At 34.8% G+C, this 25,764-nt stretch carries 24 protein-coding genes; 5 read left to right on the top strand and 19 right to left on the bottom strand.

Features of this window, described 5'->3' with window-relative positions:
• Positions 1-114 precede the first annotated feature (114 nt).
• The 5 genes from ACFQ0I_RS10640 to ACFQ0I_RS10620 form a co-directional block, all read right to left on the bottom strand.
• Entirely contained in the window at positions 115-1,092 is a 978-nt protein-coding gene (locus ACFQ0I_RS10640; protein ID WP_379942103.1) for a leishmanolysin-related zinc metalloendopeptidase, read from the bottom strand.
• A gap of 431 nt (positions 1,093-1,523) precedes the next feature.
• Positions 1,524-2,336 carry an SDR family NAD(P)-dependent oxidoreductase gene (locus ACFQ0I_RS10635; RefSeq protein ID WP_379942101.1) on the bottom strand — a complete coding sequence of 271 codons (813 nt, stop codon included), beginning with the start codon at positions 2,334-2,336 and terminating at the stop codon, positions 1,524-1,526.
• Positions 2,337-2,385: 49 nt separating this feature from the next.
• Complete coding sequence (locus ACFQ0I_RS10630) at positions 2,386-3,384, bottom strand: LLM class oxidoreductase (protein ID WP_379942099.1); 999 nt, start codon at positions 3,382-3,384, stop codon at positions 2,386-2,388.
• Between the two features lie 74 nt (positions 3,385-3,458).
• Positions 3,459-4,304 carry a DUF4437 domain-containing protein gene (locus tag ACFQ0I_RS10625; RefSeq protein WP_379942097.1) on the bottom strand — a complete coding sequence of 282 codons (846 nt, stop codon included), beginning with the start codon at positions 4,302-4,304 and terminating at the stop codon, positions 3,459-3,461.
• 22 nt (positions 4,305-4,326) lie between these two features.
• Complete coding sequence (locus ACFQ0I_RS10620) at positions 4,327-5,001, bottom strand: NAD(P)H-dependent oxidoreductase (protein ID WP_379942095.1); 675 nt, start codon at positions 4,999-5,001, stop codon at positions 4,327-4,329.
• 242 nt (positions 5,002-5,243) lie between these two features.
• Here ACFQ0I_RS10620 and ACFQ0I_RS10615 point away from each other — a divergent pair, with 242 nt between their 5' ends.
• Positions 5,244-5,588: a winged helix-turn-helix transcriptional regulator gene (locus tag ACFQ0I_RS10615; protein ID WP_379942093.1), complete on the top strand. Its 345-nt coding sequence runs from the start codon at positions 5,244-5,246 to the stop codon at positions 5,586-5,588.
• A gap of 101 nt (positions 5,589-5,689) precedes the next feature.
• On the opposite strand, the gene ACFQ0I_RS10610 is transcribed toward ACFQ0I_RS10615, so the two are convergent.
• Complete coding sequence (locus ACFQ0I_RS10610; protein WP_379942091.1) at positions 5,690-7,873, bottom strand: carbohydrate binding family 9 domain-containing protein; 2,184 nt, start codon at positions 7,871-7,873, stop codon at positions 5,690-5,692.
• A 292-nt stretch (positions 7,874-8,165) separates the two neighbouring features.
• Here ACFQ0I_RS10610 and ACFQ0I_RS10605 point away from each other — a divergent pair, with 292 nt between their 5' ends.
• Entirely contained in the window at positions 8,166-8,687 is a 522-nt protein-coding gene (locus ACFQ0I_RS10605; protein WP_379942089.1) for a 5' nucleotidase, NT5C type, read from the top strand.
• Between the two features lie 203 nt (positions 8,688-8,890).
• Positions 8,891-9,859, top strand: a complete 969-nt coding sequence (locus ACFQ0I_RS10600) for a sugar phosphate isomerase/epimerase family protein (RefSeq protein ID WP_379942087.1) — start codon at positions 8,891-8,893, stop codon at positions 9,857-9,859.
• A 55-nt stretch (positions 9,860-9,914) separates the two neighbouring features.
• Here ACFQ0I_RS10600 and ACFQ0I_RS10595 read toward each other — a convergent pair whose 3' ends face one another.
• A complete protein-coding gene (locus ACFQ0I_RS10595) occupies positions 9,915-11,111 on the bottom strand; it encodes an acyl-CoA dehydrogenase family protein (RefSeq protein WP_379942085.1) in 1,197 nt (398 codons plus the stop codon).
• Positions 11,112-11,326: 215 nt separating this feature from the next.
• On the opposite strand from ACFQ0I_RS10595, the gene ACFQ0I_RS10590 reads away from it, so the two are divergent.
• Positions 11,327-12,712, top strand: a complete 1,386-nt coding sequence (locus ACFQ0I_RS10590; RefSeq protein ID WP_379942083.1) for a right-handed parallel beta-helix repeat-containing protein — start codon at positions 11,327-11,329, stop codon at positions 12,710-12,712.
• Positions 12,713-12,823: 111 nt separating this feature from the next.
• On the opposite strand, the gene ACFQ0I_RS10585 is transcribed toward ACFQ0I_RS10590, so the two are convergent.
• The 12 genes from ACFQ0I_RS10585 to ACFQ0I_RS10530 all read right to left on the bottom strand — a co-directional run bounded on the left by ACFQ0I_RS10585 (position 12,824) and on the right by ACFQ0I_RS10530 (position 24,813).
• A complete protein-coding gene (locus ACFQ0I_RS10585; RefSeq protein ID WP_379942081.1) occupies positions 12,824-13,408 on the bottom strand; it encodes a DUF6515 family protein in 585 nt (194 codons plus the stop codon).
• A gap of 167 nt (positions 13,409-13,575) precedes the next feature.
• Positions 13,576-14,310 carry a LytR/AlgR family response regulator transcription factor gene (locus ACFQ0I_RS10580; RefSeq protein ID WP_379942079.1) on the bottom strand — a complete coding sequence of 245 codons (735 nt, stop codon included), beginning with the start codon at positions 14,308-14,310 and terminating at the stop codon, positions 13,576-13,578.
• Positions 14,311-14,316: 6 nt separating this feature from the next.
• Complete coding sequence (locus tag ACFQ0I_RS10575) at positions 14,317-15,354, bottom strand: sensor histidine kinase (RefSeq protein ID WP_379942077.1); 1,038 nt, start codon at positions 15,352-15,354, stop codon at positions 14,317-14,319.
• A gap of 6 nt (positions 15,355-15,360) precedes the next feature.
• Positions 15,361-16,581, bottom strand: a complete 1,221-nt coding sequence (locus ACFQ0I_RS10570) for an ABC transporter permease (RefSeq protein ID WP_379942075.1) — start codon at positions 16,579-16,581, stop codon at positions 15,361-15,363.
• A 2-nt stretch (positions 16,582-16,583) separates the two neighbouring features.
• Positions 16,584-17,327, bottom strand: coding sequence for an ABC transporter ATP-binding protein (locus ACFQ0I_RS10565; RefSeq protein WP_379942073.1), 744 nt, complete (start codon positions 17,325-17,327; stop codon positions 16,584-16,586).
• A gap of 6 nt (positions 17,328-17,333) precedes the next feature.
• Positions 17,334-18,551, bottom strand: coding sequence for an efflux RND transporter periplasmic adaptor subunit (locus ACFQ0I_RS10560; protein ID WP_379942071.1), 1,218 nt, complete (start codon positions 18,549-18,551; stop codon positions 17,334-17,336).
• An 11-nt stretch (positions 18,552-18,562) separates the two neighbouring features.
• Positions 18,563-19,894 (bottom strand): TolC family protein, encoded by a 1,332-nt coding sequence (locus tag ACFQ0I_RS10555; protein ID WP_379942069.1) that lies wholly within the window; start codon positions 19,892-19,894, stop codon positions 18,563-18,565.
• Between the two features lie 254 nt (positions 19,895-20,148).
• Positions 20,149-20,469, bottom strand: a complete 321-nt coding sequence (locus tag ACFQ0I_RS10550; protein ID WP_379942067.1) for an EF-hand domain-containing protein — start codon at positions 20,467-20,469, stop codon at positions 20,149-20,151.
• Positions 20,470-20,511: 42 nt separating this feature from the next.
• Positions 20,512-22,320 (bottom strand): FAD-dependent oxidoreductase, encoded by a 1,809-nt coding sequence (locus ACFQ0I_RS10545; RefSeq protein ID WP_379942065.1) that lies wholly within the window; start codon positions 22,318-22,320, stop codon positions 20,512-20,514.
• Complete coding sequence (locus tag ACFQ0I_RS10540; protein ID WP_379943035.1) at positions 22,317-22,838, bottom strand: ferric reductase-like transmembrane domain-containing protein; 522 nt, start codon at positions 22,836-22,838, stop codon at positions 22,317-22,319. The genes ACFQ0I_RS10545 and ACFQ0I_RS10540 overlap by 4 nt, the downstream gene beginning before the upstream one ends.
• A 120-nt stretch (positions 22,839-22,958) precedes the next feature.
• Positions 22,959-23,174, bottom strand: coding sequence for a 4Fe-4S dicluster domain-containing protein (locus ACFQ0I_RS10535; protein ID WP_132217264.1), 216 nt, complete (start codon positions 23,172-23,174; stop codon positions 22,959-22,961).
• Between the two features lie 370 nt (positions 23,175-23,544).
• Complete coding sequence (locus ACFQ0I_RS10530) at positions 23,545-24,813, bottom strand: hypothetical protein (protein ID WP_379942063.1); 1,269 nt, start codon at positions 24,811-24,813, stop codon at positions 23,545-23,547.
• 344 nt (positions 24,814-25,157) lie between these two features.
• Here ACFQ0I_RS10530 and ACFQ0I_RS10525 point away from each other — a divergent pair, with 344 nt between their 5' ends.
• A complete protein-coding gene (locus ACFQ0I_RS10525; RefSeq protein ID WP_379942061.1) occupies positions 25,158-25,745 on the top strand; it encodes a TetR/AcrR family transcriptional regulator in 588 nt (195 codons plus the stop codon).
• The last annotated feature ends 19 nt before the right edge of the window (positions 25,746-25,764 follow it).

Genomic DNA, 25,764 nt, shown 5'->3' with positions numbered 1-25,764 from the left:
GGTTGCATTGATATTGAAAAAGCTTGTATTAGATTAAATATTCTAATACAAGCTTTCTATAATAATAGTCTTTAAATAAACGAAGCTGTTTAAAAAAAGATATAAGATGTAATTTTATTTCGCAGTCACGAAACCAATAGGCTGCAGTAAAACTTCCATTTTTGCAATATTAAGGCCAGGATTTATTTCTGTTCCATAATCTCCAAGCTCACTGATGTTAACACCAGGTGTACCACGTGGTAAATCGTACGATTCGCCTATAGTGGCTGAACCATAACCAAGATCTCTCATAGATCCAGCAGTGATTCGACTTAACGGGTTCTTGCCTAAATTTAAAAAACCGGTCATTAATTCGTTGTTTAAAGTAGACTCTCGCCAGTGACCCAATGCTGTACCTGTGCCTCCCATATTTTCAATAGGAAGTTCGAATGTTCCGCCTTCAGCATTCCAGAAAACATTAGCTTTTTTACCCGAGAAATAAGGATTGCTGTCAGGACCTTCTCTTAAAGTTCTTGGGAAAAATGGCTCGACATTCCAAAGTGTACCAATGCCTAAAACGTGTCCCATTTCATGTACAATAACATCTTCAAACAAGTCTAATTCATCAAGTAAACCTAGGTCGGCAGTATCAAAAATCATAACACCGCTCAGGGTTAAAAAGTCATCTGAACGAACGTATCGAGGACCTGCCTGCCCCAGAATACCTAGAGGCCCATCAATTTCTGTAAGTAAAACTTCGATAATTATGTCATCAACTGTGCCTGTTATGTTAAATGAGGAACCGAAAGCAGAAGGCAATGTACCAGTAAATGATGGAACGTCTTTTATAATAATTCGTTCCCAACGGGCTACAGCCGCATCAAAAATCTCACTTTGTCTTAAGGTTGGCGGAATTAAATATTTTAACGTGATATTGAAACGACCAGTGTCATCGCCACTAGCCTTAGCACTTTTAAGAGTTTCATTGTTTAAATCACCGATTTCTAATTTGCCGAAATCACCTTTAATTTGGTTAAACTCACTTAATTGTTGCACCAAAGTGAATTGCTGTTCCTGAGATTGAGTAACAATGTTGTCCTCTTCGGTAGGCAATTTTCCCTCTGAACAAGCGGTGAAAAGTAAAGCTAATAAGAAGCCTCCAATTGGTAATAGTTGTACGATTTGTTGTAAAGTTTTCTTCATATGAATTTAAAAATTTAAGAATGAATAATTAGAACCGCAATGTTTTAGAGAACAGTTCAGTTTTTAGTTGCTTAATATAGAACAAAAATTAATTAAATCCAACAAATTTTCTTATAGGTTTGTTTCTTCTTCTTACATCATAAATAGCCTTATGATTACTATATGGGTGTTGCGTTTAAGATTTTCTAAGGATTTTTTGTGATGATTTGGAAATCGAGAATTGTTTTTTGCACATACAATCTTCTTATGATGATGATTATTCAATGTGATTTTAGAATGGAAAGGAATATTAGGAATTTAGAATTTATTCCATTAAAATTGAAATAAAAACAATAGCATATTTAACTATTCAATAAGCTTGTTGTAGTAGTAATTAATCGCGCTATTTTTTCTGAATCGTAAGCATCGGCATGTGCTCGTGAAAAACAGCCTTTATCTTCGCCCTTATCATTGTCAAAGTATTTACCGGAATCATTTTTATACTTTTCTGATATAGCTAAATCATATAACATATCCACACCCTTTTCTGCTGGCGACCACACCTGTCCGAAAGCTTCCTTCGCCATTTTGGTGTTTAATAAAGACCCTGGATTTAAAGCAATAACCGTAATCGTGGGCTCTTGTTGCGCCAAATAAAAACTCCACATGGTTAAAGCTAACTTACTTTGTGCGTAACTGCTACTATCTGAAACCCGTTCTTTTCCTGTTAAAACCGATGTTGAAACTGTTGACTGCGCCGCAGAACTTAAATTGATTATTCTGGGTGCTTCTGCCTTTTTAAGCAATGGCAGCATAGCATAAGTTAGCACATAAGGCGCCAAGTAATTTACAGTCATTCGTATATCTAAACCATCTTTATTTTGATTGATTTGACTTTTATAAATTCCTGCGTTGTTAATTAAAACATCAATTTTTGGAATCTCTTTACTTATCTGTTCTGCGAGTTTTGTAACTGCCTTTAAATCTGAAAAATCAGCTACCAAGCCTTTTATATTTGGGTTGTTTGATGCTTCTTTTATTTCTGATACTACGGTAGCTACCTTAGCTTCACTCCTACCATGAATGTACACTGTATGGCCATTTTTTGCTAGTTTTAAAGCCGTTAGTTTTCCTATTCCGTCTGTACTTCCTGTAATTAAAATATGTTTAGTCATGGTGTTTTGTTTTCTATTTTATTGCCTCTTCGAGCGTAATGGCAAGGTTTTATGGAGTCTCGATTGCGCTCGAATTTACATGTTTTGTATTGCTAAAATTATGAAATTCTGGTAATACCTTTGTTGCAATTTGCTCTAAAGTTTTATCCATATTCATTGTATTGAAACGTAAGTTTAAGGCCAAATGATTAACCCCGATACTTCGTAACTTTTCTAAATAATCGCTTAAATAATTTATACCCATTCGAAATCCTAAATGAATAGGTTGTGGCTTAAAATTCGAGTCTTCATGCAAATCTAAATACATAGGTTGCATAAATGGTTTATCGAATTCCTGCGTTTCTGCGACTAATTCTCTATACTCTCTTATCGTGTTATTTTGAGTGTATAAATCTCTAGGATAATTCATCCAACCATCGGCATGTTTGGCATTCCACTCTAGCGTTTGCCTACTACTTCCTGTCATTAACATAGGGATTTTATGGGTAGTTGCTTTTGGTAGCATATCGATGTTTCCATGTAAACTTCCGTAGTTTTTGGTTTCAAAAGTTGGAAAATTATGTTGAGCATTTCTAATATAATCAAAAGCTTCTCGAAATAATTCGCCTCTATTTTCATAATCTATTCCCATAGCTGGGTATTCATCAAAGCGATCGCCCGAAGCAACACCTAATAATAACCTTCCGTTAGATAATTGATCGATGGTTGCCGCCGATTTCGCTACATGTAAAGGATGGTGTAATGGTAAGGCAATACTTGAAACCCCCAAGGCTATTTCTGTGGTTTGTCCTGCTAAAAACCCCAAATAGGTAAACGGATCGAATGTTTGTCCTGCATCACCAAAACTAGGGACGTTAAACGGAATATCCCGAATCCAAAGTGCTTTAAACCCTAAGGTTTCAACCTGCTGTACACGTTTTAAGTGTTCTTGTATGGTTGGAATTGCGCTCGTTGCATAATTTTCTATAGGAACAACAACACCAATACTTAATGTGTTTGGTTTAAAAACATCATTGTAAGCTTTGTTTATAGTTTCGAATTGTTTCATAGTAATTTTATTCAATGTAAAAAAAGCCACTTTAGTATGGTGGCTTCCTTTTGCTATTAATCAACTTTTTAATCTTAATTTGATGTTACTTCAAATTTTCCATTGGATCTAATATATAATATCGCCTCTTGGTTATCTTTTACCGTGATTTTATGTGTAGAATTTTGTGCTGCACCAAAATACGTTCCAGCTTCTAAAAGATTAACGTCGTTTTTATTTGAAACCTGATGTGCAATATGTCCTTGAATGATAACTGCTCTGAAATTCGGACTTAAATTTTTAATATTTCCATCAAAACCAGCTGGTAATTTCAACATACTTCCATGTAATTCTCCTTTTTTATAACTTCCCCATAAAAAGGCCGTTTTCACCTTACTGGCATTCGAAACCCAAGCAATATCGTTAGCATTTAACCAAACTAAGTTCTCCTTATCTACATTAACAGGACGCTCGCCATTATCAAAAGCTTCTTCGGTAGGTTTTACTAAATACGGCCCTTCTTGAATTTCTATGTACGCCAGATTTTCTTCACCCGAAGCCGCCGTAATGTGTGCTTCTCCTGCTGGTTGTTGCCAAAACGATCCTGCTGGCAGCCATTGTTTTTTTGCATTTTCATCATCGTTATGCAACAAACCTTTTATAACGACTCCACGATACGTTTTGTTGTGAATATGCGGTGGTGACGAAAATCCTTTGTTGAATTTTACTAAAAATCCAGACGCCAATGTATCTGTGCGATCTCCCCAAAGTTGACCTGCAGCTGGACTTTTATCGCCTCGTAACGGGTTTAACCATCCCCATGCTACTTGTTTTGTTGTTACAACCTCGTTTTTAGTTTTAACAGCATCCGTTTTTGGCGTTTGTGCGTTCACATAAACACTTAATAATAAGGCGATTGTTGCTGTTATTTGTTTTGTCATGTTAATTAAAAAATTGCTGTGTTTATTTCCAAGAAACAACATCTTCAAAGTTTCTTCTTGATTTTGCAAATTCTGGAGCTGCTTTTCTATAACCAAAAGCAACCATAAAAGATAAACCGTATTTAGTAGTATCTACGCCAAATTTTTCTTGTAGTAATGCTTCTGCTTTTTCTTGATGAAATCCTTCAATAGGGCAACTATCTATACCTACTAATGCGGCAGACGTCATCATATTACCTAAAGCGATATAGGTTTGTTTAGACGACCAATCGAATAATTTTTTATCGGTATCTAAATCGAAATCGCGTTCTTGGAATTCTCTGTAAAATTTAGAGTATATTTCAATAACATCTGCAGGTAATTGCTTCACATCTTTCATCATATGCATAATGTAATCGGCATCATGTTTTACCATAGGTGCTTTCATACTTAATCCTAATACAAAATGACTTGCCGTATCTAATTTTAAAGGTGCACCCCAGGCAACGGGTTTTAATAATTCGCGTAATTCTTTATTTTGAACCACTATAAAATGCCAAGGCTCGAAACCAAAAGAACTTGGAGATAAATTTGCTGTTTTAAGTATAAAATCGATGTCTTCGTTCGAGATTGTTTTTGTTGCATCAAATTCTTTAGTTGCATGTCTAAATTGGAATGCGTTTAAAATAGTTTCTCTTGCAATGTTTGGTGTATTCATAATTTGTAATTTTCTATTAAATATATGTTACTATCATTTTTATAGTGACAAAAGTATGTATAGTTATTTTATTTCACAATAACGGTCGAAAATGATAGTATAAAAATATTTAGTTAAAGTACTGTTTAACAGATGATTAATAAACAATAAATTTACTATAAAAAGTATAGTTGTATAATTAAATATAGTATTATACCTTTGCATTATTGCAAATAAGAAAATTATAATTTATTAAACGTATTATGTATAAATTTAAAGGCAAAGAGTATCCATGTTGTGCAAGTTTAACCATGGGCGTTATTGGAGGTAAATGGAAGACCGTTATACTATATCATTTGATTGACGGAACCTTGCGCTATAACGAGTTAAGAAAGGAAATGCCAACGGTTACAGAGCGTACGTTAAGCTTACAATTAAAGACTTTAGAAGAAGATGGAATCATTAAACGAAAAGTATACACTTCGAAACCACCTTTAAAAGTTGAATATTCGTTAACTGATTTAGGAAAAACATTAATTCCTGTTATTCAATCTATTGCAAATTGGGGCGTTTTTGTTGTTGAAGAAAAGGAAGAAAGTATAGTTTGAGTATAATAATTTGGTGTTTATTATTTGCATAAATCATTATGAAACTCCCTCCTTTCGAATCCCGGGAATCATTCTGAATAAATCTTTTGAATTGGCCATAGTTACATATTTATCCAATAGGATAGTTTTAAGTTTAGCGATCTATATTTTGGGGCATATAGTCCTGTAAAATAATTATCATTATAAACAATATATAGGTCTGATAGCGGTGCAAAACGCCATTGCAATCTGGAATTAATACCAAGGTTATCGCGCTGGTTGCTATATTGAACCCAAGTTGACCAAAACAAACTTTTAGAAAACGTTATTTCTGATTTAGCCGTTGCCAACCAAATATCTGCATCGGCATAAGGATCTGGTAGTCTAATACCATCGTAATTTAAGGCTAAACTTATATTTACTTTTGGTTGAAAACGGAATTTTAGTTGACCAGAAACAGCGATACTTTCTCCATTAAAAAACGCACCTATACTGTTTTCCGTGCTGAAAGTAAATAATTTTGCAGGATTCGATTCGTACGACACGGTAAATTGATTGAAACTATAGTCTGTGTTTTCTGGTAAAAGTATAGCGCCAGTAGTTTTAGTTGGATCGAAGGCCTTGGTTAGATACACGTAGTTATTAGCAAATTGAAATTCTAAAACCGATTTATTTTTATAATTTAAGATCCATTCTAATTTATAAAGTTGGTCGGTATTTGTAAAATCTAAATTCGGCCGCCAATAGTTTAAAGCAGAAAACGCAAAACTTTGACTGCTTTTCAAACCTTCTTTAGGATACAAACGCCGTATAACAGATTGTTGGGTTTTAAAGATGTCTTTTCTTGGAACAAATCCTAAATCTGCCCTGTAATCTTCATCAACATAGGTCGCTTCTGCTAAAAACTTCCAATCTCTATCATCGTAAATTAAATTAGACTGCGCAGAAAAATTACCTTTGTTATCTTCTGGTTGAAAAGATTTGTGAACAAAAAAGTTTCCTCTCCAAACGTTGTTGGGTGAAGCTAAGTCGTAATCGATACCAATCACCCGATTATATTTATTTTCTGGCAGTAAAAAGGCGTTATCCTGAAACGTTTGCTTATTTACCATAAAAAAGCCAAGATTAGAGCGGGTAAATACTTTTTTATGAAAGGCGAGCATCATGTTATTATAAGATGATATGTCGTTTTCCGAATCTTGGTCCGTTTGCAGGTTAAGAAACCCCAAGCGCCAGGTAGGTGTTAGTTTTCCACTTAAGCGAATACCTCCTAAAATTTTATTTTCTATATAGTTACCGTTGGCATCTCTTGCCAAACCCACACGCCTTGAAAAGAACGGTATATTGTCGGAGGTGCTTCCGTAATTAGCAAACACATCATTATTATCAATAAAAAACTGTCTTTTTTCTGGTAAAAAAATCTCAAACCGGGTTAGATTCGTAAAAATATCATCTACTTCTACATTCGAAAAATCTGGAATCGCAGTAATATCTAAATTCATAGAATTCCCAATAGAAACTTTTGCGTCGCCGCCTGTTTTTAATTTACTCTCAGAATTATTTGTTATATAATCTTTACTTGTCGCGATATTTACGTACGGAATAAGTGCAAGAGGCATTTTAGATTTTCTCAAAGGTTTCTCAAAAACCACTTTTCCCATATACGCTAAGGAGGCAATATCATGGTTTTGAGGTACCCGAGTCCAAGAAGATTGTTCATTAGTTTGTAAATTAAATCTATAACCTCGCATGCGCCAATGCGTACTTCCTTCAATGAATTTTAAGGAGTTAAAAGGAATGGCAAATTCAGAAATATAAAAATCGTCGTACATCGTGCTTTCCGCTTGCCACTTAACATCCCAGGTTGAGCTAAATTCTAAACCACCTTCTGAGACTAAACCTTCACGTTGTACGCCATAAGGTGTAACGCCAAAAAAGTAGGCGTTGGTACCGTCGTTAAACGTATCAAAAACAAAAGTGACATTATCATTGTCTGCACCTCTAAAATCTCTTTTTAAAGATGAGACTACATAGTTTTTATTTGGAACATAAGCTTTAATACCAACATAAAGCGTCGTTTCGTTATAAAGAATTTTAAATGTTGTTTGATGTTTTGCCCTGGCAGTATCGGTTGGAAAGTATTGAATAAAATCTTCTCCTGTTTCTGCGGTTTCCCAAACATCTTCAAATAAACCATCTATTTCAATGGAGGAATCGATATATTTTGCATGCAGCGTTTTAGTCGTATTTTGTGCTTGTATGGATAAATAGCTTAAAAAAAATAGCAAGAATAGTAAATACTTCATAGGTTTTTTTGCTATAAATAATGATAAAACCTAATTTACTAAATTAATTACAAATTATACCCTATTTGTGTAGTTTTGAAAGGGACTAAATAAAGTTTAAACATTAATTTAATTCAGTTAATTCCCTTTGTTTTTTGTGAAAATTGGAATTCAAATAATTAGACATTGATAAATAAAAAAATAACGACATACATAATTTAATTATGCTGTTATAAATGTTAAGTATAAATTAAATGTTGTATTTACTATTTACATTTAATATTTTTATCGCTTACTTCGTAAAAAAATACCTATGAGAATTTTTGTTGATATGGATGATGTGATTGCCGATACTTATGGCAAACACATAGAATTATATAATTTAGAACATAAATCTGATTTATGTGTAAGTAAAATTTCTTCTGGCGAGGTTTGGCAAAATGTTCCGGAGATGCATCAGGATAGTATTCATAATCACGTTTTGCAACCTGGATTTTTTAGTGATTTAAAGCCTATTAAAGACAGCCAAAAAGTAATGAAAGCTCTGTGTGAACGTCATGAAGTGTATATTGCTACTGCGGCAACACAATTTCCGAATTCCTTAAAGGAAAAAAGTGATTGGTTAGATAGCTATTTTCCTTTTATCACTTGGCAGTATCGCATTATGTGTGGACATAAGTTTGTTTTAAATGGGGATTTGTTGATTGATGACAGAGTTGTGAATCTTTCAAAATTTCAAGGGGATTCCTTGCTATTTAGTTCGCCTCATAATGCGCATGAAAATGGCTTTACGCGTGTTTCTACCTGGATGGAAATTGCTGAGCGCTTACTGTAATTCTAACTTTTAGACTGTTTTTCACAGGTTAAAGCAATAGTGTTGTTTTAGTATCGTACCTCAACGACGTTTTAATTGGTTTAAAAATTTAATCCGATTTAGAAGGCTACTTTATTGTACAAAATCTTAAACAAAATATGAAAATCCCCTCAAAAATAATTATCTTCATATAATATAAAATCACACACAAATCATCTAACAAAATGAGTAAGCGATTAAGTATTTATTCTAGGAGAGAATTTGCCAAACTTTCAGCTATGGGACTTGCAAGTATTCCATTAATGTCTTTTAACGATAAATTGAATAACAGGGTGTCTTCATCTCCAGACCAACTCAATGTGCATTTGTTTTCAAAACATTTACAATTTCTTGACTATAATGATATGTCTGCAGCTGCTGCAGAAATGGGTTTTGATGGTCTCGATTTAACAGTTAGACCAAAAGGGCATGTATTACCAGAAAATGTGGTCGATGATTTGCCAAAAGCTGTAGAAGCCATGAAAAAACATGGTCTTAGCCCAAAGATGATGTCTACGAATGTTTGGGATGCTAACAATTTAGTACAAAAAACGGTATTGGAAACGGCAAGCAAATTAGGTTTTACGCATTATCGTTCAGCTTGGTTAACATACCCAGAAGATAAATCAATTGCCGAAAGTCAAGCGTTGTATGGCAAACAGGCCAAAGCTTTGGAGTTACTTAATGAAAAGTTTGGAATTATTGGAGGCTATCAAAACATTTCAGGTAAGTATGTAGGTGCACCTGTGTGGGATCTTCTGCCCATTTTAGAAGCAACAAATGGCAAATATATGGGTAGCCAATACGATATTAGGCATGCTGTAGTTGAAGGTGGTGAAAGTTGGGAGCTTGGTTTAAGATGTATTAAGCCATTTATTAATTCTATTGTTTTAAAGGATGTGAAATGGGGAATTGTAAATGGGAAATGGCAGCCTATAAACGTTCCTCTTGGAGAAGGTATGGTAGATTTTAACCGTTACTTTTCTTTGCTAAAGAAATATCAAATCAACGTTCCTGTTTCTCTGCATGTAGAGTATGATTTAGGTGGTGCTGAACAAGGACTTGAAAAAATAACGATTGATAAAAAAGAGGTTTTAGCACGCATTAAAAAAGACTTAGTATATATAAAAGAAGCATGGAAAAATGCAGATTAGTAGTGTATTTTGAAGCGTAAATAAACTATTATTAAGGTGATGCATTCGTGATTGATTAATTTTTCCTTTTAGCTTTCATTTCCTGAAACAATTCTTTAAACAAGCCACGAGCAATTAACAATTTCATAATTTCGTTGGTGCCAGCATAAATTCTGGCTACGCGATTGTCGGCATACATGCGAGCAATGGGATACTCCCACATATACCCATAACCACCGAATAATTGCAGACATTCATCCACTACTTTATTGTGCATGTCGGTTGCCGAGTATTTTGCCATAGATGCTGTTTCGGCAGTGAGTTCGTGTTTTGCCATTAATAGCGTACAACGATCTAAAAAAGCCTGATGAATTTGCAATTGTGTCGCACATTCCGCTAGTTTAAACTGTGTGTTTTGGAAATTGGCAATAGGTTGCTTAAACGCAGTTCTGGTTGAGGTGTAAGCAATAGTTTGTTCGATAGCACCTTCTGCCCCACCAATGGCATTAAGCGCTACGGTTAATCGCTCTCTGGCTAATTCGGTCATCATAATTTTAAAACCCATGCCTTCTTCACCTAACAAATTTTCTTTGGGCACTTTTACATTATCAAAAAATAATTCGCAGGTATCTTGGGCTTTCATGCCTATTTTTTTGAAAGGCACGCCTTTTTCAAAACCATTATAAGCGCTTTCCATAATCAATAAAGAGACGCCTTTTTTTTCTGTTCCGGGATTTGTTTTTACGGCTACAATAGACATATCACTCATGTAACCATTGGTGATAAAGGTTTTTTGGCCGTTTACCAAATAATAATCTCCTTTATCCACCGCCGTGGTTTTAATGGCTTTAAGATCGCTTCCACAATTGGGTTCGGTCATTCCCAGCGAAGTTATCATTTTTCCGGAAGCCATTTTTGGTAAATAGTTTTGCTTTTGGGCTTCGGTACCGTACTTTAAAAGATAGGGTGCAATAATATCAGAATGTAAAGAAAAACCAGGGCCGGTAATCCCTTTTTTTCCTAATTCTTCAATGAATAAAGCGCTAAAACTGAAATCTAAACCACTACCACCGTATTCCAAAGGCATATCAATGCAAAGCAACCCCAAGGCTCCGGCACGTTCCCAAATGTCGCGACTTACCATGCCATTTTTCTCCCATTCGTCTATGTGATCCATTATTTCATTATCGACGAAATTTTGAATCATTTCCTGCATCATTTTATGTTCTTCTGATGCGTATATCTCGCGTGCTATTAAAACATTTTGTAACATATTTTCTGAAGCTATTGATTAATGAATCCTTTTAAAATAGGCTGATACTTTCAGCTTTTTCTAAGATATAAAAAAACTAACGATTTTCTTTAGCTATTTTAAAATCACTATAAGAATCAACCAATTAATAAATCACGATTTTACCCTAAAATGCCTGTGTATTATAATCTAAAGCACAATTTTAATCGTATATAATTCTTTAAACCCAAATAAACATGATAACCAGAACTTACAACCTACTACTTATTCTAGCACTCCTTTTTTTTAACTCCTGTTACAATGATAATGACGATGCCGATACGACTAGTTACGGTGCCGATATCGAAAATTTAGATGCGAGTGGCTTGCCCGTTATGGATTTTGATGTGCAATTGCCTACCACTTCCAATACTTTAGAATACACTATTGATATTGTACAATGGGACATTCCAAATAACGGAACCAATGCCGCAAAAACCACTGCCAACTTACAAGCAGCCATCGATTGGGCGCATAACGAAGGGTTTACAAAGGTTATTTTGCCTGTGGGCACCTATTTGGTTGGTGAAGATGTTAATAGTATTTACCAAGGTGGTATTGAAATTTATAGCAATACCGATTTTGTGTTTAGTACAGGCGCGGTGTTAAAAATTGATACCAATGATAAATGGAACTATTGCGTACTACGTTTAAATGGCGATAATATTACCGTGCGTAATGGCGTAATAAAAGGCGACCGCGATACCCATATTTATACACCACGAAGTAACGATGGCGCAACGGCGCATGATGAAGGTCATGGTATTTGTGTTTGGAACAATAACAAGGTTTTAATTGAAAATATGGTGATGCAGGATGTTACAGGTGATGGTTCTTTAGTGCTGGATTCCAAGGATGTGACGTTTACGAATAATAAAATTTATAACAACAGACGCCAGGGTATTTCTATAGTTGGTGGTGTTCGTATTAAAATAACATATAACGAAATATATAATATTAACGGAACGAGTCCGCAATTTGGAATCGATATTGAAGGTCCGGGTCGTGTTGATGAAGATATTCTGATTCAAAACAATTATTTTCATCATAATAAAGGTGGCGATATTGTAAACGCTACTGGACAAAATGTATACATTTTAGATAATGTTATGGAGCAAGGCGACGGCAGTAGTTATACAGATGGGCCCATTGTGAGTTGGCATAAAACCCATAATATTATTGCTAGAAATACGATTACTATGACCACAGGTTCTGCAAACGGACGATTGGGTTATATTCAATATTCCGGTGGTGGTGATAAAGGGCATAATCGCGCAACTTATGTGCATGAAAATGTATGTAATAGCTGCGGAATGTATATGTATGATAGTTCGGATGCCGATGTGCGTCGCAATCAATTTCTGGGATATTTTGTGGCGTTTAGTGATTTTGAAAACGTGATTTTAGTAGATAATTTGGTGACTTATTCTGAAGCGCATCCAAGTTTGAGATTTTGCTGGTCTTATCGTTTTAAAAATGCCACTGGTTTTGCAAGTGGCAATTATTTAGGAGAAACACTTCAAGAGCTACCATTATCTGAAACAACACCTTATACCATGCAGTGTGTTATTGATGGTTGGTAAATAAAATTAAGATAACTTCCTGTTCTTTTAACAGACACAAATAAAAAGGAGGCTTTTCTTTTACGAATAAGCCTCCTTTCCTAACTAAACTAACCAATCAAATTTTTATATTTATTCCATGTCAATGATACCTACAACCTCGTAGGCTCTTGTGCCATTTATTTGAATTTTTTCATACAGTATATTCGCATATTCGTAATACGTTAACCCGTCAATCACCACTTTTTCATAATCATCTGGAAGCTGATAAACCACGGTTCCTATGGCTGGTTCTACCACTTCATATTGATTCTGATTTTGAATATAAAATATGCCTTCTACAAAAAAGTAGTTAAAATTGCTAAAGCTAACTCGTACAAAATTTGCAGGTAAAACGTTTATTCTAAACCCTACTCTAGGTGGGATTACTACATAATGTCCTCTACTTTGTACATAGTACCTGTTGTTTGCGTAGTAATAATTTTGACCGTTGTGCTTAATCACGACTCTGTTATTGGGTACTGTACGAACCGAAACTACTTTTCTTGTTGGGGTTTTATACACAACGCGGTTACTTGGAACCCTATTCACTGTGGTTCTTCTAACGGTAGTTGTTTTATTATTGCTTGTGCTTCGACGTGTTTGTGCTGAAGCCTCGGTAGTAAACGCTACCATAAGCAACGATGCCATGACGTATGTTTTAATTAGTGTTTTCATAATTCATTAAGATTTTAGGTTCAACTTTAATACTTAGACCTTGTTTTGTATTAATAGTTTAAAGATAAACCCGAAAAAAAGAAATAAAAAAGCGAATAGACGTTTGCTATGTTTTTATCTACCTAAAAGATGATTTTCTAGATTAGAATTTTTGAAACAACGGGTGATTAAAGATTTAAGGAATTTGAATTGATGTAATCTGTAAACTTGTTTTTGTATTGTTCTGAAACCGTGATACGCTGATTGTTGATAATGATTTGACTACGCTCAATCACTTCGATGTTTTTGAGCGACACGATGAACGACCGATGTACACGCATGAATTTTGTGTCTGGCAACTCCTCTTCCAAAGATTTTAGACTCATGAGTGTTAAAATAGGTTTCGGATTATCTTTAATCCATATTTTAATATAGTCTTTCAAACCTTCAAAATAAAGCACATCTTCTAATTTAATACGCAGTTGCTTGTATTCAGATTTTACAAAAAGAAACTCTTTTTCTTCAGAAACGATGCTTGGTTTCTTTCCTTTTATTAATTCAAACCATGTGCGGGCTTTATTAGCAGCAGCTAAAAATTCGGCATAGTCGAAAGGTTTTAATAAGTAATCGAGGGCTTCCACTTTAAAACCTTCTAAGGCATATTGATCGAACGCCGTGGTGAAAATTACCCGAGTTTCTTTTGGCAACATTTTAGAGAAAGCAATACCTGTTAAGTCGGGCATTTGTATATCTAGAAACAGTAAATCTACAGGTTCAGTTTTTATATATTCCATCGCTTCAATGGCGCTATTGCATTTCTTTTTTAGTGTTAAAAAAGGTGTTTTTTCAACATAACTTTCTACCAAATTCAGCGCCATCGGCTCATCATCTACAATAACACAGGTAATTTTTAAATTGCTCATAATGCTTTAAACGGTTTCTATTTCTAAATGTACTAAAAAGCGCTCGTTTTCTAAACAAGTTTTAAATGAATGTTTGTTTGCATATAACAATTTAAGGCGTTTATCCAGGTTTTGTAAGCCAATGCCCGAACCACTTTTATCATCCGATTGTTTTGGGAAGTTATCGTTTTCAATCGTGAATATTACGGTTTTTTCTTTATAGGTTAAGGAGATATTAATATGACTTTCTTTACTCGCAGACACGCCATGTTTAAAAGCATTTTCAATGAGCGAAATAAATAATAAGGGTGCTACATGTATTCCAGATTCTTCTGTTGGAAAATTATAAGTCACTTCGGTTTTATCGGAAACACGTAACTTCATTAAATCGATGTATTTTTTCATAAAATCGATTTCTTTAGTAAGCGGAACCACTTCTAAATTGGTTTCATAAAGCATATAGCGCATTAATTTACTCAAGCTATGAATGGATTTTTTAGCTTGTTCTGGCGAAATATCTACTAATGAATAAATGTTGTTTAATGAATTAAAAAAGAAATGAGGTTGCAATTGATAATGCAAATGTTGCAACTCTGATTGTAACTTGAAATTTGCTGCTTCTTTACTTTCGGCTTCGGTTTTTACCCAACGTTGTGTTGTTTTAATTGCAATAGAAAATAACAAGGGTGCCATGTAAGACAGCATTTGTATGTATATGAACATTTTTAGCGGAGGTCCGACACCATCATTTTTCTCAGGTGCCTTTCTCATAATATCTTGAAAAAAAGTAGCTTCTATTTGTTCTTTTATAAGTAAAAACAAAGCAATCGTTCCCAAATTAATTGCAATAAATGGAACTAATTTTTTGGTGAATAAAAACGATTCAATCAGCACAAAATAATTAAGATAAAATATGATGGCATAAAACACCAACGGAATCCAAAAATGCGCAATAACCCTACTTATTTCCTGCTCTTGTCCGTACGACAACACATAGGGCATCGTAAACAAGACAAACCAAACAAGTAGGTGTGATAAGATTGTTATTTTATTGTTTTTATTCATAATTAATTATTCGTAACGTAACGCAGTAATCGGATCTAAAGCTGATGCTTTTCTTGCCGGATACCATCCAAAAAAGATGCCTGTAATAGCACAAACAGCAAAAGAAATCACAATAGAATATAAGGCGACACTGGTTGGCCAATTTAAGAATTTTTCGATAAACATAGTGGCACTTAGTCCTAAGATTACACCTAAAACACCACCGGTGATGCTTATTAAAATGGCTTCTATTAAAAACTGCATTAAAATATCGGATCCCTTACCTCCTACTGCCATTCGCAATCCGATTTCTTTGGTGCGTTCTTTTACCGAAACATACATAATATTCATAATACCAATACCACCAATTAATAAGGAGATACTGGCTACGGCAACTAATAAAATGGTTAACATCTCGCTGGTTGAACTAAAGGTAGAAATGAGTTCTTCCATAGAACGTACTGTAAAATCATCATCTTCATTATCCAATAATTTATGTTGCGTACGAAGAATTTCGGTTAATTTTTCTACCGCTTCGGGCGCATCGTCTTCACTTACCGCAGACGCCATAATTTGATTTAAATAATCGATAGCTAAAATACGTTTTTGTACGGTTGTAAAAGGTGCGATAACTACATCATCCTGATCTTGACCGAAGGTGTTTTCTCCTTTTTCTTCCAATACACCGATAACTTTAAACGGAATGTTATTAAAACGTATCATTTGTCCAACAGGATCTTGTCCGTCAGGAAATACATTATCAACTACAGTTTGACCAATTAGTGCTACTTTTGAAGCTGATTTTACTTCGGCATCGGTAAACATACTTCCGCTTTGTAAATCAACAACCTTAATGTTTAAATATTCTGGATTAACACCATATATGGTACTTGGCCAGTTGTTAGCACCATTAATAACCTGACCACCACTGTTTACAACGGGAGTGCTATAACTTAACAAGTCACTTTGTTCTTTAATAACTTTGTAATCATCAAGCGTTAGTGTTTGTACATTTCCGCCACTTCCTCTTGCTGGTCCTCTGTCGTCTGCTCCTGGTCTGATGGTTATCATGTTAGAGCCCATACTCGAAATAGTAGTACGAATACTCTCTTTAGAACCTTCGCCAATAGCCAACATGGCAATAACAGACGCTACGCCAATAATTATTCCTAACATGGTTAGCAAAGTCCTCATTTTGTTAAGAACAATAGCTTTAAATGCAATTTTTATTAAATTTAATAGTCTCATAATTAATGGTTTTCTTGAGGTAAACTTGCTAATTGTTCGGCTGCAGATAACACCTTGTCATTTTTATAATCTTGTATAATATTACCATCTTTTAACACAATGGTTCTATTGCTAAAAGCAGCAATATCTGGTTCGTGGGTTACAAACGTGATGGTAATACCTTGTTTGTTTAACTCTTGAAACAAGGACATGATTTCGTATGATGTTCTGGTATCTAAGTTTCCTGTGGCTTCATCGGCGAGAATCATTACCGGATTGTTTACCAACGATCTTGCAATGGCTACACGTTGTTGCTGTCCACCAGATAGTTGCGATGGTGTGTGGTCCATTCTATCTGATAATCCAACCATTTCTAGTGCTTTAATAGCGCGCTCTCTGCGCTCTTCGGTAGATACTTTGCTGTTGTATAACAGGGGTAATTCTACATTTTCTAAGGCCGATGTTCTAGCTAATAAATTATATGATTGAAAAATGAAACCTATCTTCTCGTTTCTAATAGTTGCTAATTCATTTTTACTTAAATCTTTAACACTCACATTATCAATTTCATATACTCCTGAAGTGGGCTGATCTAAACATCCTAAAATATTAAGCATGGTACTTTTACCAGATCCACTAGATCCCATGATGGTAACAAATTCACCTTCGTGTATAGCAAATGAAATACCTTTAAGCGCATGCACCGTTTCGGTTCCCATAATAAAATCACGCTTTAGGTTTTCTATTTTTATAATTTCTTTACTCATGGTTTTTTATTTTTTCTTGTCTGATCCTGGTGGTTTTGGCATGAAAGGACTTTCACTGGTGCCCTCGCCATTAACTTCTGCTTTCGTTGTACCTTTTAAGCTATATACCAATTTATCGCCCAAATTAATACCCTCTAGTATTTGAACATTAACACCATCACTAGCACCTAATGTTGCTTGCTGCGGTTTTAAAGCGCCATTGGCATCATACACCCAAACCACTGTTTCGCCATCAGCTCCGATAGGTTTGTTATTCTTTGGTGGCTCCATAGTTAGATTTTGTTGTTTACTATATGCCATCAACATATCTGGTGTCGGTTTAAAATTTATGGCCTTAGCTTCAGTTGTTAAAACATCGCTCAACTCTAAAGTATAAATAGATATGGTTGCTGTTAAACCTGGTTTCAATTTTAAATCTGGGTTATCTGCTTTAATTACAACGGTATAGGTCACTACATTTGAAGTAATAGTTGGATCTAATCTTACTTGAGTTACTTCGCCGTTAAATTCCACACCTTGGTACGCATCAACTGTAAATGTTACGCGTTGGCCTTCTTTTACTTCACCTATATCGGCTTCATCAACATCGGCTTCAACCTGCATTTCTTTTAAATCTTGTGCGATTGTAAATAAGGTTGGCGTACTAAAACTAGCGGCGACAGTTTGCCCTTCATCAATGGCTCTAGAAAGCACTACACCATCAATTGGCGAATAAATATCGGCATAACTTAAATTAGTTTTTGCTTGTTGAAGGTCTGAAAAACGTTGTGTTACCGTACCTTTTGCTGTTTCGTAATTGTAAACCGCATCATCAAAATCAGATTTACTTATCACTTGATTGTCGAACAAAGTTTTCTGTCTGTCATAAATTGTTTTTAAGTAATCTCTTTGATTTACAGCATTTGTAAAAGCTGCTTGCGCTTGTGTGTGTGCTGCTTTAAGATTTGTTTTGTCTAACTCTGCAATAAGTTGTCCTTCTTTAACAACGCTGTTATAGTCTACATATATTTTTTCGACTACGCCGGATACTTGAGTGCCGACTTCAACCTGTGTAATTGGTTCTATGGTTCCTGTTGCCGTAACCATGGTGGTAACATTACCTTTTTTTACAGTTACTGTTTTAGCTTCTATTAAAACGTCGGAATTGGGTTTCATAAAACTGTAAGCTACAATAGCCAGTATTACAAATACGACGCTGCCTATAATTATTTTCTTTTTATTCATTTTGATATTGATTAAAGTTTGATTGTGTTTCCTTGATAAAATTGTAATAACTGATGATATAAAATGTTTAAGTATTTGGATTGCAAATAGTTTTGTTGTGCATTGGTGTACGTATTTTGACTAATCACTAAATCTGTTGTACTTAAATCTCCTAGTTCATACTTTTTTTGTGCGAGTTTATAAGATTGTTCTGCAGCAATTTTTGATGCTTCGGAAGCAATCACTTGTTCTTGTGATGATAAAGCGTTTTGATAAGCTGTTTCTACTTTTTTGTAAATATCTTTTTCTGTATTTTGCTTTTGTATCTGTGCTTTTTCAATATTAATAGAAGCTGTTTTTACTGCCGCTTTTGTTTGGTTTCTATTAAAAATGGGAATGCTAAGTGATAAACCAATTTTTTGATTGAAGTTAAAATCAAACTGATCTGAAAACGAATTATCACTAATGCTTGTATACCCAGAACCTAAACTACCTGTTAACGAAAGTGTTGGTAAATAAGCACCTTTCGCGATATCCAATTCTTTCTCATTAGCTGCGATATTTAACATGCTTACGCTCATTTCTGGCATAAAGTTTAATGCGTTGCTATAAATAGCTGTTTTATTAAGATCTAGATTTATTAAATCCATGTTTTCATTAATGGTTTCAATTTCTAAATCTTCTGTAAGCGGCAATTCTAATAGTTGTTTCAAGGTGATAAGGTATTGCTGGTATGTGTTTTTTGCAGCAATTACATTGTATTTATTAGTTGCTACCTGACTTTGTGCTTCGGTATAATCTGTTAAAGGAATAGAACCAGCATCCAAACGCGCTTTAGCACGTTGCACTTCTTGTTCTGAAGCTGCTAAATTATTCTGGGCAATGCTAATACTTTCTTTACTGAATAAGGTTTGCAAATAGGTTTCTAGAAGGTTTAAAACAATGTTGTTTTTTTCTACTTCTTCCTGAAAAACACTTTGTTCTAACAGTAATTTATTTTGTTTAATTTGATTGGTGATTTGATTCCCTTGAAACAAAGTTACAGAACTGTTAATACCCACGTTCGTACTGTTTATTTGCTCGGTTACATACGCACTAGTAATTGGGTCGATGGTGTTTCCGTTAGAAAAACTTTGAGTAGCAGAACCAAATAAGTTAGGCAATCTAGAGGATTTTGATTTGTTGTAATCCACTTCTGAAATGCTAGTGTTTAAAGAAGCCTCTTTTACTGTTATGTTATTTTCTAAGGCATACGTGATACAATCTTCTAAAGACCATATTTTTGATTTTGGATTATTTGAAGCTTCTTGTGCGAAAGAAAACTGCACAAATGCTAAGCTTAGTATAATGACATATAATTTCATCTTATTGTATTTTTTATTGATACTTCAAAGGTGAGACTATATATAATGTTAAGAAATTGTAATAGATGTTTGCGGTTATTACCTATACAGTTGCCCTTATTTTATCGACAGGAATTTAGAAATATGAAGCATAAATATTTAGAACCAATAGAAAAGCACTTTAATATTTGTGTTTTTGGTATACTAAAAAAGCTTTGCAAAATAATTGCAAAGCTTTTTAAACTAATTAACAAACAAACATTTAAAAATAAATGTTAACTTCTACTTTGCGGTCCTCCTTGTCCGCCTTGTCTCTCAGGTTTTGGAGCATTTTTTAATTCTGCTTCTGTAATAAAACCATCGTTATCGGTATCAATTTTAGAAAAATCGTTTTTTAGTGGTCCACTAACTTCTGTTTTAGATAGTTTTCCATCCTTATTGGCATCCATTTCTGCTAGCAGTTTTTCAACACTTGGTTGTCCGCCCTGACCTCTTGGTGCTGCGCCATTTTTATTATCTCCTTCAGAAGATTTACAAGCGGCTAATAATACAATGCTTAACATTGTAATGCCTAATTTTAAACTGTTTCTATTCATAATTTCTATTTTTTTCGTTATTAATTCCTATTTCGTTTATAATTAACTGCTAAATTCAATTTTAGAATTTGTTTCAGCAGTTGCCCATGTATTAAAAGCTTGTTTTTCTAACTGCATTGTGCCGTCTTCAGCTTTAAAAATGTTAATCCATGCCTGCCAATTTTCATTATCCATTTCAGGGTAATCCAATCTGTAATGGCTACACCTGCTTTCTGTACGCATTAAAGACGCTCTTAATTTCATTTCTGCACTAATCACCATATTTTTAGTTTCGTGCGCCAAACGTAATTCGTGCAAATTAGAAGCTCTTAAATGTGGCACATGATGGTCTTTTAATTCTTCAATATAAGCCAGCGCCGCTTTCATTAAGTTTTCTTTTTTAATGTAAAGAATAAAATTAGGAATCATGATACTTTGCAAGGTTTGTGTAACCCATGCAGGACTGTATCCTGCTTCCCTTTTTAAAGGCGCTAATATGTCTTCTTCAATTTCGCTTAATTTTGAGGCAGAAATACGATGTGCCTTTATGTTTTTGCTGTATTTGGCAGCAGTTTCTCCAGCAATGGCACCTTGTACCGCAGAGCCAGACAATGAGGATCCAATTTGTGTATAAATACCTCCCGCCATATAAGATCCTAAGGCATCGCCAGCAGCATACAACCCTGGAATAGTAGATTCGCATTTATCGTTTATAGGAACCAGACCTTCCGCCTTATGGATAGACATACCTGCCGAGGAACCCCCTACTATATTTCCACCCATTCCTGGAGGTCCGCCTTTACCTTCTTTTCTAGGAGGTCTATCCTCACCATCTTTTCTCGGCGGTCTTCTATCATCATTTCCCCGGTCTTTAGGCGGTCCACCTTGTCTATTTTCATTAGAAAATTCTTCTGGTCTATATGGTCCGCCAGTTACAGCGTTTTCTTGTTTACCCGCGCCTGGAGGTCCCATTTGCGCCGCACCTCCATTCACATAGGCCATGTAATTCATGTCTACACCTAAATCGTGGCGTACTTCAATACTTGTGGTGCTTGGTTTTTGCTCGAACATATCTCCCCAACCATCGTAGCATGCTGCAGGGTTTTCACCTCGCCCCGGATGCCCATCGTTCCATTCTTTTCCTGTTACTTTTGCGCCAATATTGTAAGCCATTACCGTACCATCATGGGTAAGATCGCAGATAGGGAATCCATTGGGTTTAAAACCACCTGCACCGGTACATAAAATAACACTTTTTGCTTGATAGAACAGTACTTTTTGCTCGTCGATACTAAATCCTGCAGCGCCTACCACTCGGTCATCTTCTTTTATTAAATGGGTAATGGTAACGCGCTCATGCATGGTAATGTTTCGCTCTTCTATGGGCTTACTAAAACTTTTATTATACAAGGAAGATTCGAAAAAGCCCCACTCCTTTAATTCGTTTACGCGTGCTAAGGAATGTTCGGCCAATTGTCTGGTGTACCACTGATTATTAGTGCCAAGTGCCGAACGTGATACCTTTGCCACAAACTCATCGATACTTAACTCTTCTTTATCTTTATCATATGCAAATATTCCTTTTGCAAATGGTGTTTGCCCCGAAGCTCCTAATCGACCTTTGGAAACCAACAACACTTTGGCACCGGTATCATGCGCTTTTACAGCAGCAAATAAACCTGCCATTCCGCCGCCAACAACCAAAACATCTGTATCTATGGTATTTTTAAGAATGGTGTCTGCATCAATTTCAGGATCGTTTAATGCCCAATCTATATTCATTCCCAATCCAGCCATGGCTGCAAAACCTACGCCTCCACCCGCTAAGGCTATGAATTTTCGTCTTGACAAATTATTAGTTTCTGTTTTCATTTTTTTGCAGTTTTAAATAAATTGGTTCTTATTAAATAGAACATCCCGATGGCAACCATTAATATGTAGTAAATTGAAAACGATATATTACTATGTCTGCCTATATCTACTACATGCCAAGTAGCAGCGATTACAAAAAAGAGTGTTAAATACCCATGAAGATTTCTCCAGGTTTTATAATGTAAATGAAGTTTAAACCTGAAAAAAGCTGTAATCATTAAAATGAGCATACTTGCGTAGGCAATTAAACCGAGAATGATTCCTGTGCTGCTAAACGTTGTAATTAATTTTAAAAAAGCATCATAGGGCGTTACAGCATTATCAAAAAACTTCGGAAGAATTATAAAAAATGGATGGAATATTAAAATTGAAATGAAAAGGTATCCAATAAATCGATGAATCGCTACGACATTAACCATTCGTATTTTCTTCATCAATTTATAATTTAATCGCGATGTGAAAAATTGCGATAGCAGTAATGAAAATCCTAAAATTGTTACGATTGAAACGGTTTCCATCAAGGTAGTTCGTCTCTGAAAATTTCCTGAGAAATACAAAAATAAAGGCATTCCTATGAAGACAATTATGAGGACGGATAATTTGAAAATATAGCTTTGTGTTTTCATATTACTTTTTTTTTAACCCCAAGAAACAATTACAGGAATCGATTTATCTGGAGTAATTACAATGGCGTCGACAGGGCAATACATTCTGCACAAATGGCATATTTGGCAGTCTTCTGGGTATAAGATCTCTGCTTTTTTTGAATCAGGATTCAACCTGATAACATCGGTAGGACAGCTTTTTATGCACTCCTCGCAACCTATACAACCGTTTATACTTTTTATTGGCATCCTTGAGTTTTTTTAATTACTACATCAAAGATGACACTCTAAACTCTTTTATTAAAAAGGAATAGATGGTTGAGGTGAATGACTATACAAAAGACTTTATTTTATCTATGAATATTATCTCAACTTATAACCTAAAGGTATTTTTATTGGGAGTCTTAGATGTTTGAGAGAAAAGAAACTTCTGTGTTTTGAAGTTTATATACTTAAAATGAAAGATTGCTTGATACCAATCATTTTAAATGAGTTTATATGTAATGCTTGCATATTAACATGGCTAAAACACGTTCTTTATGTGAAGAAGGCAGGAAATGCTGTATTTAGAACACGTGGAATAAATACAAGCTTGATTAACATAATAACGGGTACGCCGTTAAAAGAAATAGGTTACGTTGAGTAAAAACTTTATGTTATCGGCTGCTTTATAGTTGGTGACTTTTCCGTAGGCATCATATCCTGAAATTTCTTGTTGCGTTGTGCCATTCGGATTTTCGATATTATAATTCACTAAAGAATATTCAATTTCGGTTCCTATGCTTGTCTTTCCAGAAAGAAAAACTAATCTGGGAGATAATCGCATCATGTTTTTAACATTCCCCCATCTTCCTGTATAAGAACTAACATCAACTTTTTTGGCTGCGCCTAAATTTTCTGAATACCCTGCAAAAACACCTGCGATAACTTTTTTACCGTTGGTATGAATATCTAACCAAGAAGTAATAGTATTATAGGGCGTGTACTCTACGATACCTTTGTCTATTTGGTCTTGTGTATAGGTTTTGTCTAATGCCGCATAACCGCCCATCATAACAAGGTTATCGTTATTCTGCCCGTAGATACTATAGGTTTTATAAGTCAGCGCATTGGTTTTAACTTTCGAATAGGCATAAATAGAATTGCTATGTACGCGTTCTTTTGTAACATAGTTATTTGCGGTTACAATTTCGGGACGTAATATTTTGTGCCCAATGCCTACACCCGCCAAAAACTGATCGGATTTATACTGTGCCTGTGCATGCAGTTCGGGAACGAGCGCATTCATTTGTGCGTCTGAATCTCCTTTGTTTGTAAAGTGTCCGTTAGTTAATTGTGTGACACTTAAGGATACTTTCCCTAAATTATAAGTGAATCTAAATTGCGGATTTCTCCCAAGTGGATTATAAGGCACGCCAGCTCCAAAAGTTACGTTTCCTGGAAAACATTCTGTAATAAATGTGGGATGCCAATATTGCCCTACCAATAAATGAGATTTCTCCCAATCTAGTTTTACAAAGGCATGTCTTAATCTAAAACTATATTTAGTATCTGTATTGATGCCCAAAAAATCGCCTTCTACAAATGCAGATGTTTTTGCTCCAAACGCCTCAGGACCTGAAATACTTGCGTATAGTCTTGTGCTAAGTGTTGAAAAATTAAATTCGGGAGCATCATTAATATCGTTGCCTGCTTCATCTAATACCACTGGCTTCGGAGCGAGTATTAATAGAACTTCTTCGCGAGCAGTAACTGTTTGACGCGTTGTTATACTGGCGTCTGTACTTATAAACCCACCAAATTTTATTATGGGATTGGAATCTTTGTTTTGTGCAAAAAACGAGAATGATGTTGCTATGATGATCGAAAAAATTACTGCTTTTTTCATTTATGTGTATACTAAATATTTGTAAATTTTAGAAATTATGCACTAATATCAATTCGGGATTTCTGTAGTTTTACGCTGCCCTATTGTATTTGGGATATACAATCATGTTTCTAAAATTATTAAACTGTGTGATTATTTTTTAAGCGGACAAAAGTAAGGTCATAATTAAAAAGCAAACATGAGAAATGTCATTTAAATAAAGTTTTTTAGTTAAATTTTAAAAGCGCATCTAAAGGGTTAAATGAAAAGACTATTACGAGATTATATTTAAGACAACTATAAATCTTTGTTAAAAAAAGAATGAACATTCATTTTTTTGTATATTTGCATCATAATTAATATAAATGGCTAAACTTCAAAAAAGCATAGATAAACGCAATGCGCTAATAAAGGCGACAATAGAGTTGGTAAACAATAATGGTTTCCATGCAACGCCCATGAGCAAAATTGCTAAAATGGCTAATGTATCGCCTGCTACCATTTACTTGTATTTTGAAAATAAGCAAGATTTAGTCAATAAAACCTATTTACAAGTTAAAGAGGCATATACGAAATACGCCTTCGAAACCTATAAAACTAATTTATCAGTTGAAGAAGGATTTAAGTTGATTTGGTATCGCATTGCCGATTTTAAATTAAAAGAATGCGAAAACGCCATGTTTTTAGCACAATGCGATAACACTCCAATGATTGATGAACCCAGTAGACAGGAAGGTATTAAGCATTTACAGCCACTACTCGACCTTTGGGAACGCGGAAAAAAAGAAGGTATTATCAAGCCGCTTTCCGATTATTTACTGTATGCCTATTCCATAAATCCGTTGTCATTTTTAATGATTCTTCAAAAGCGAGGCGCCTTTCAATTAGATAAAACACAAATAAATGAAGCTTATCAATCTGCATGGCATAGTATAAAAACATATACACATTAATAAATAACAATATAAAAAT

This window comes from Mariniflexile aquimaris, assembly GCF_042676825.1.
Classification (GTDB): domain Bacteria; phylum Bacteroidota; class Bacteroidia; order Flavobacteriales; family Flavobacteriaceae; genus Mariniflexile; species Mariniflexile aquimaris.
Note: the sequence above shows the minus strand (reverse complement) of the source record. Positions and strands in the feature narration are given on the sequence as shown.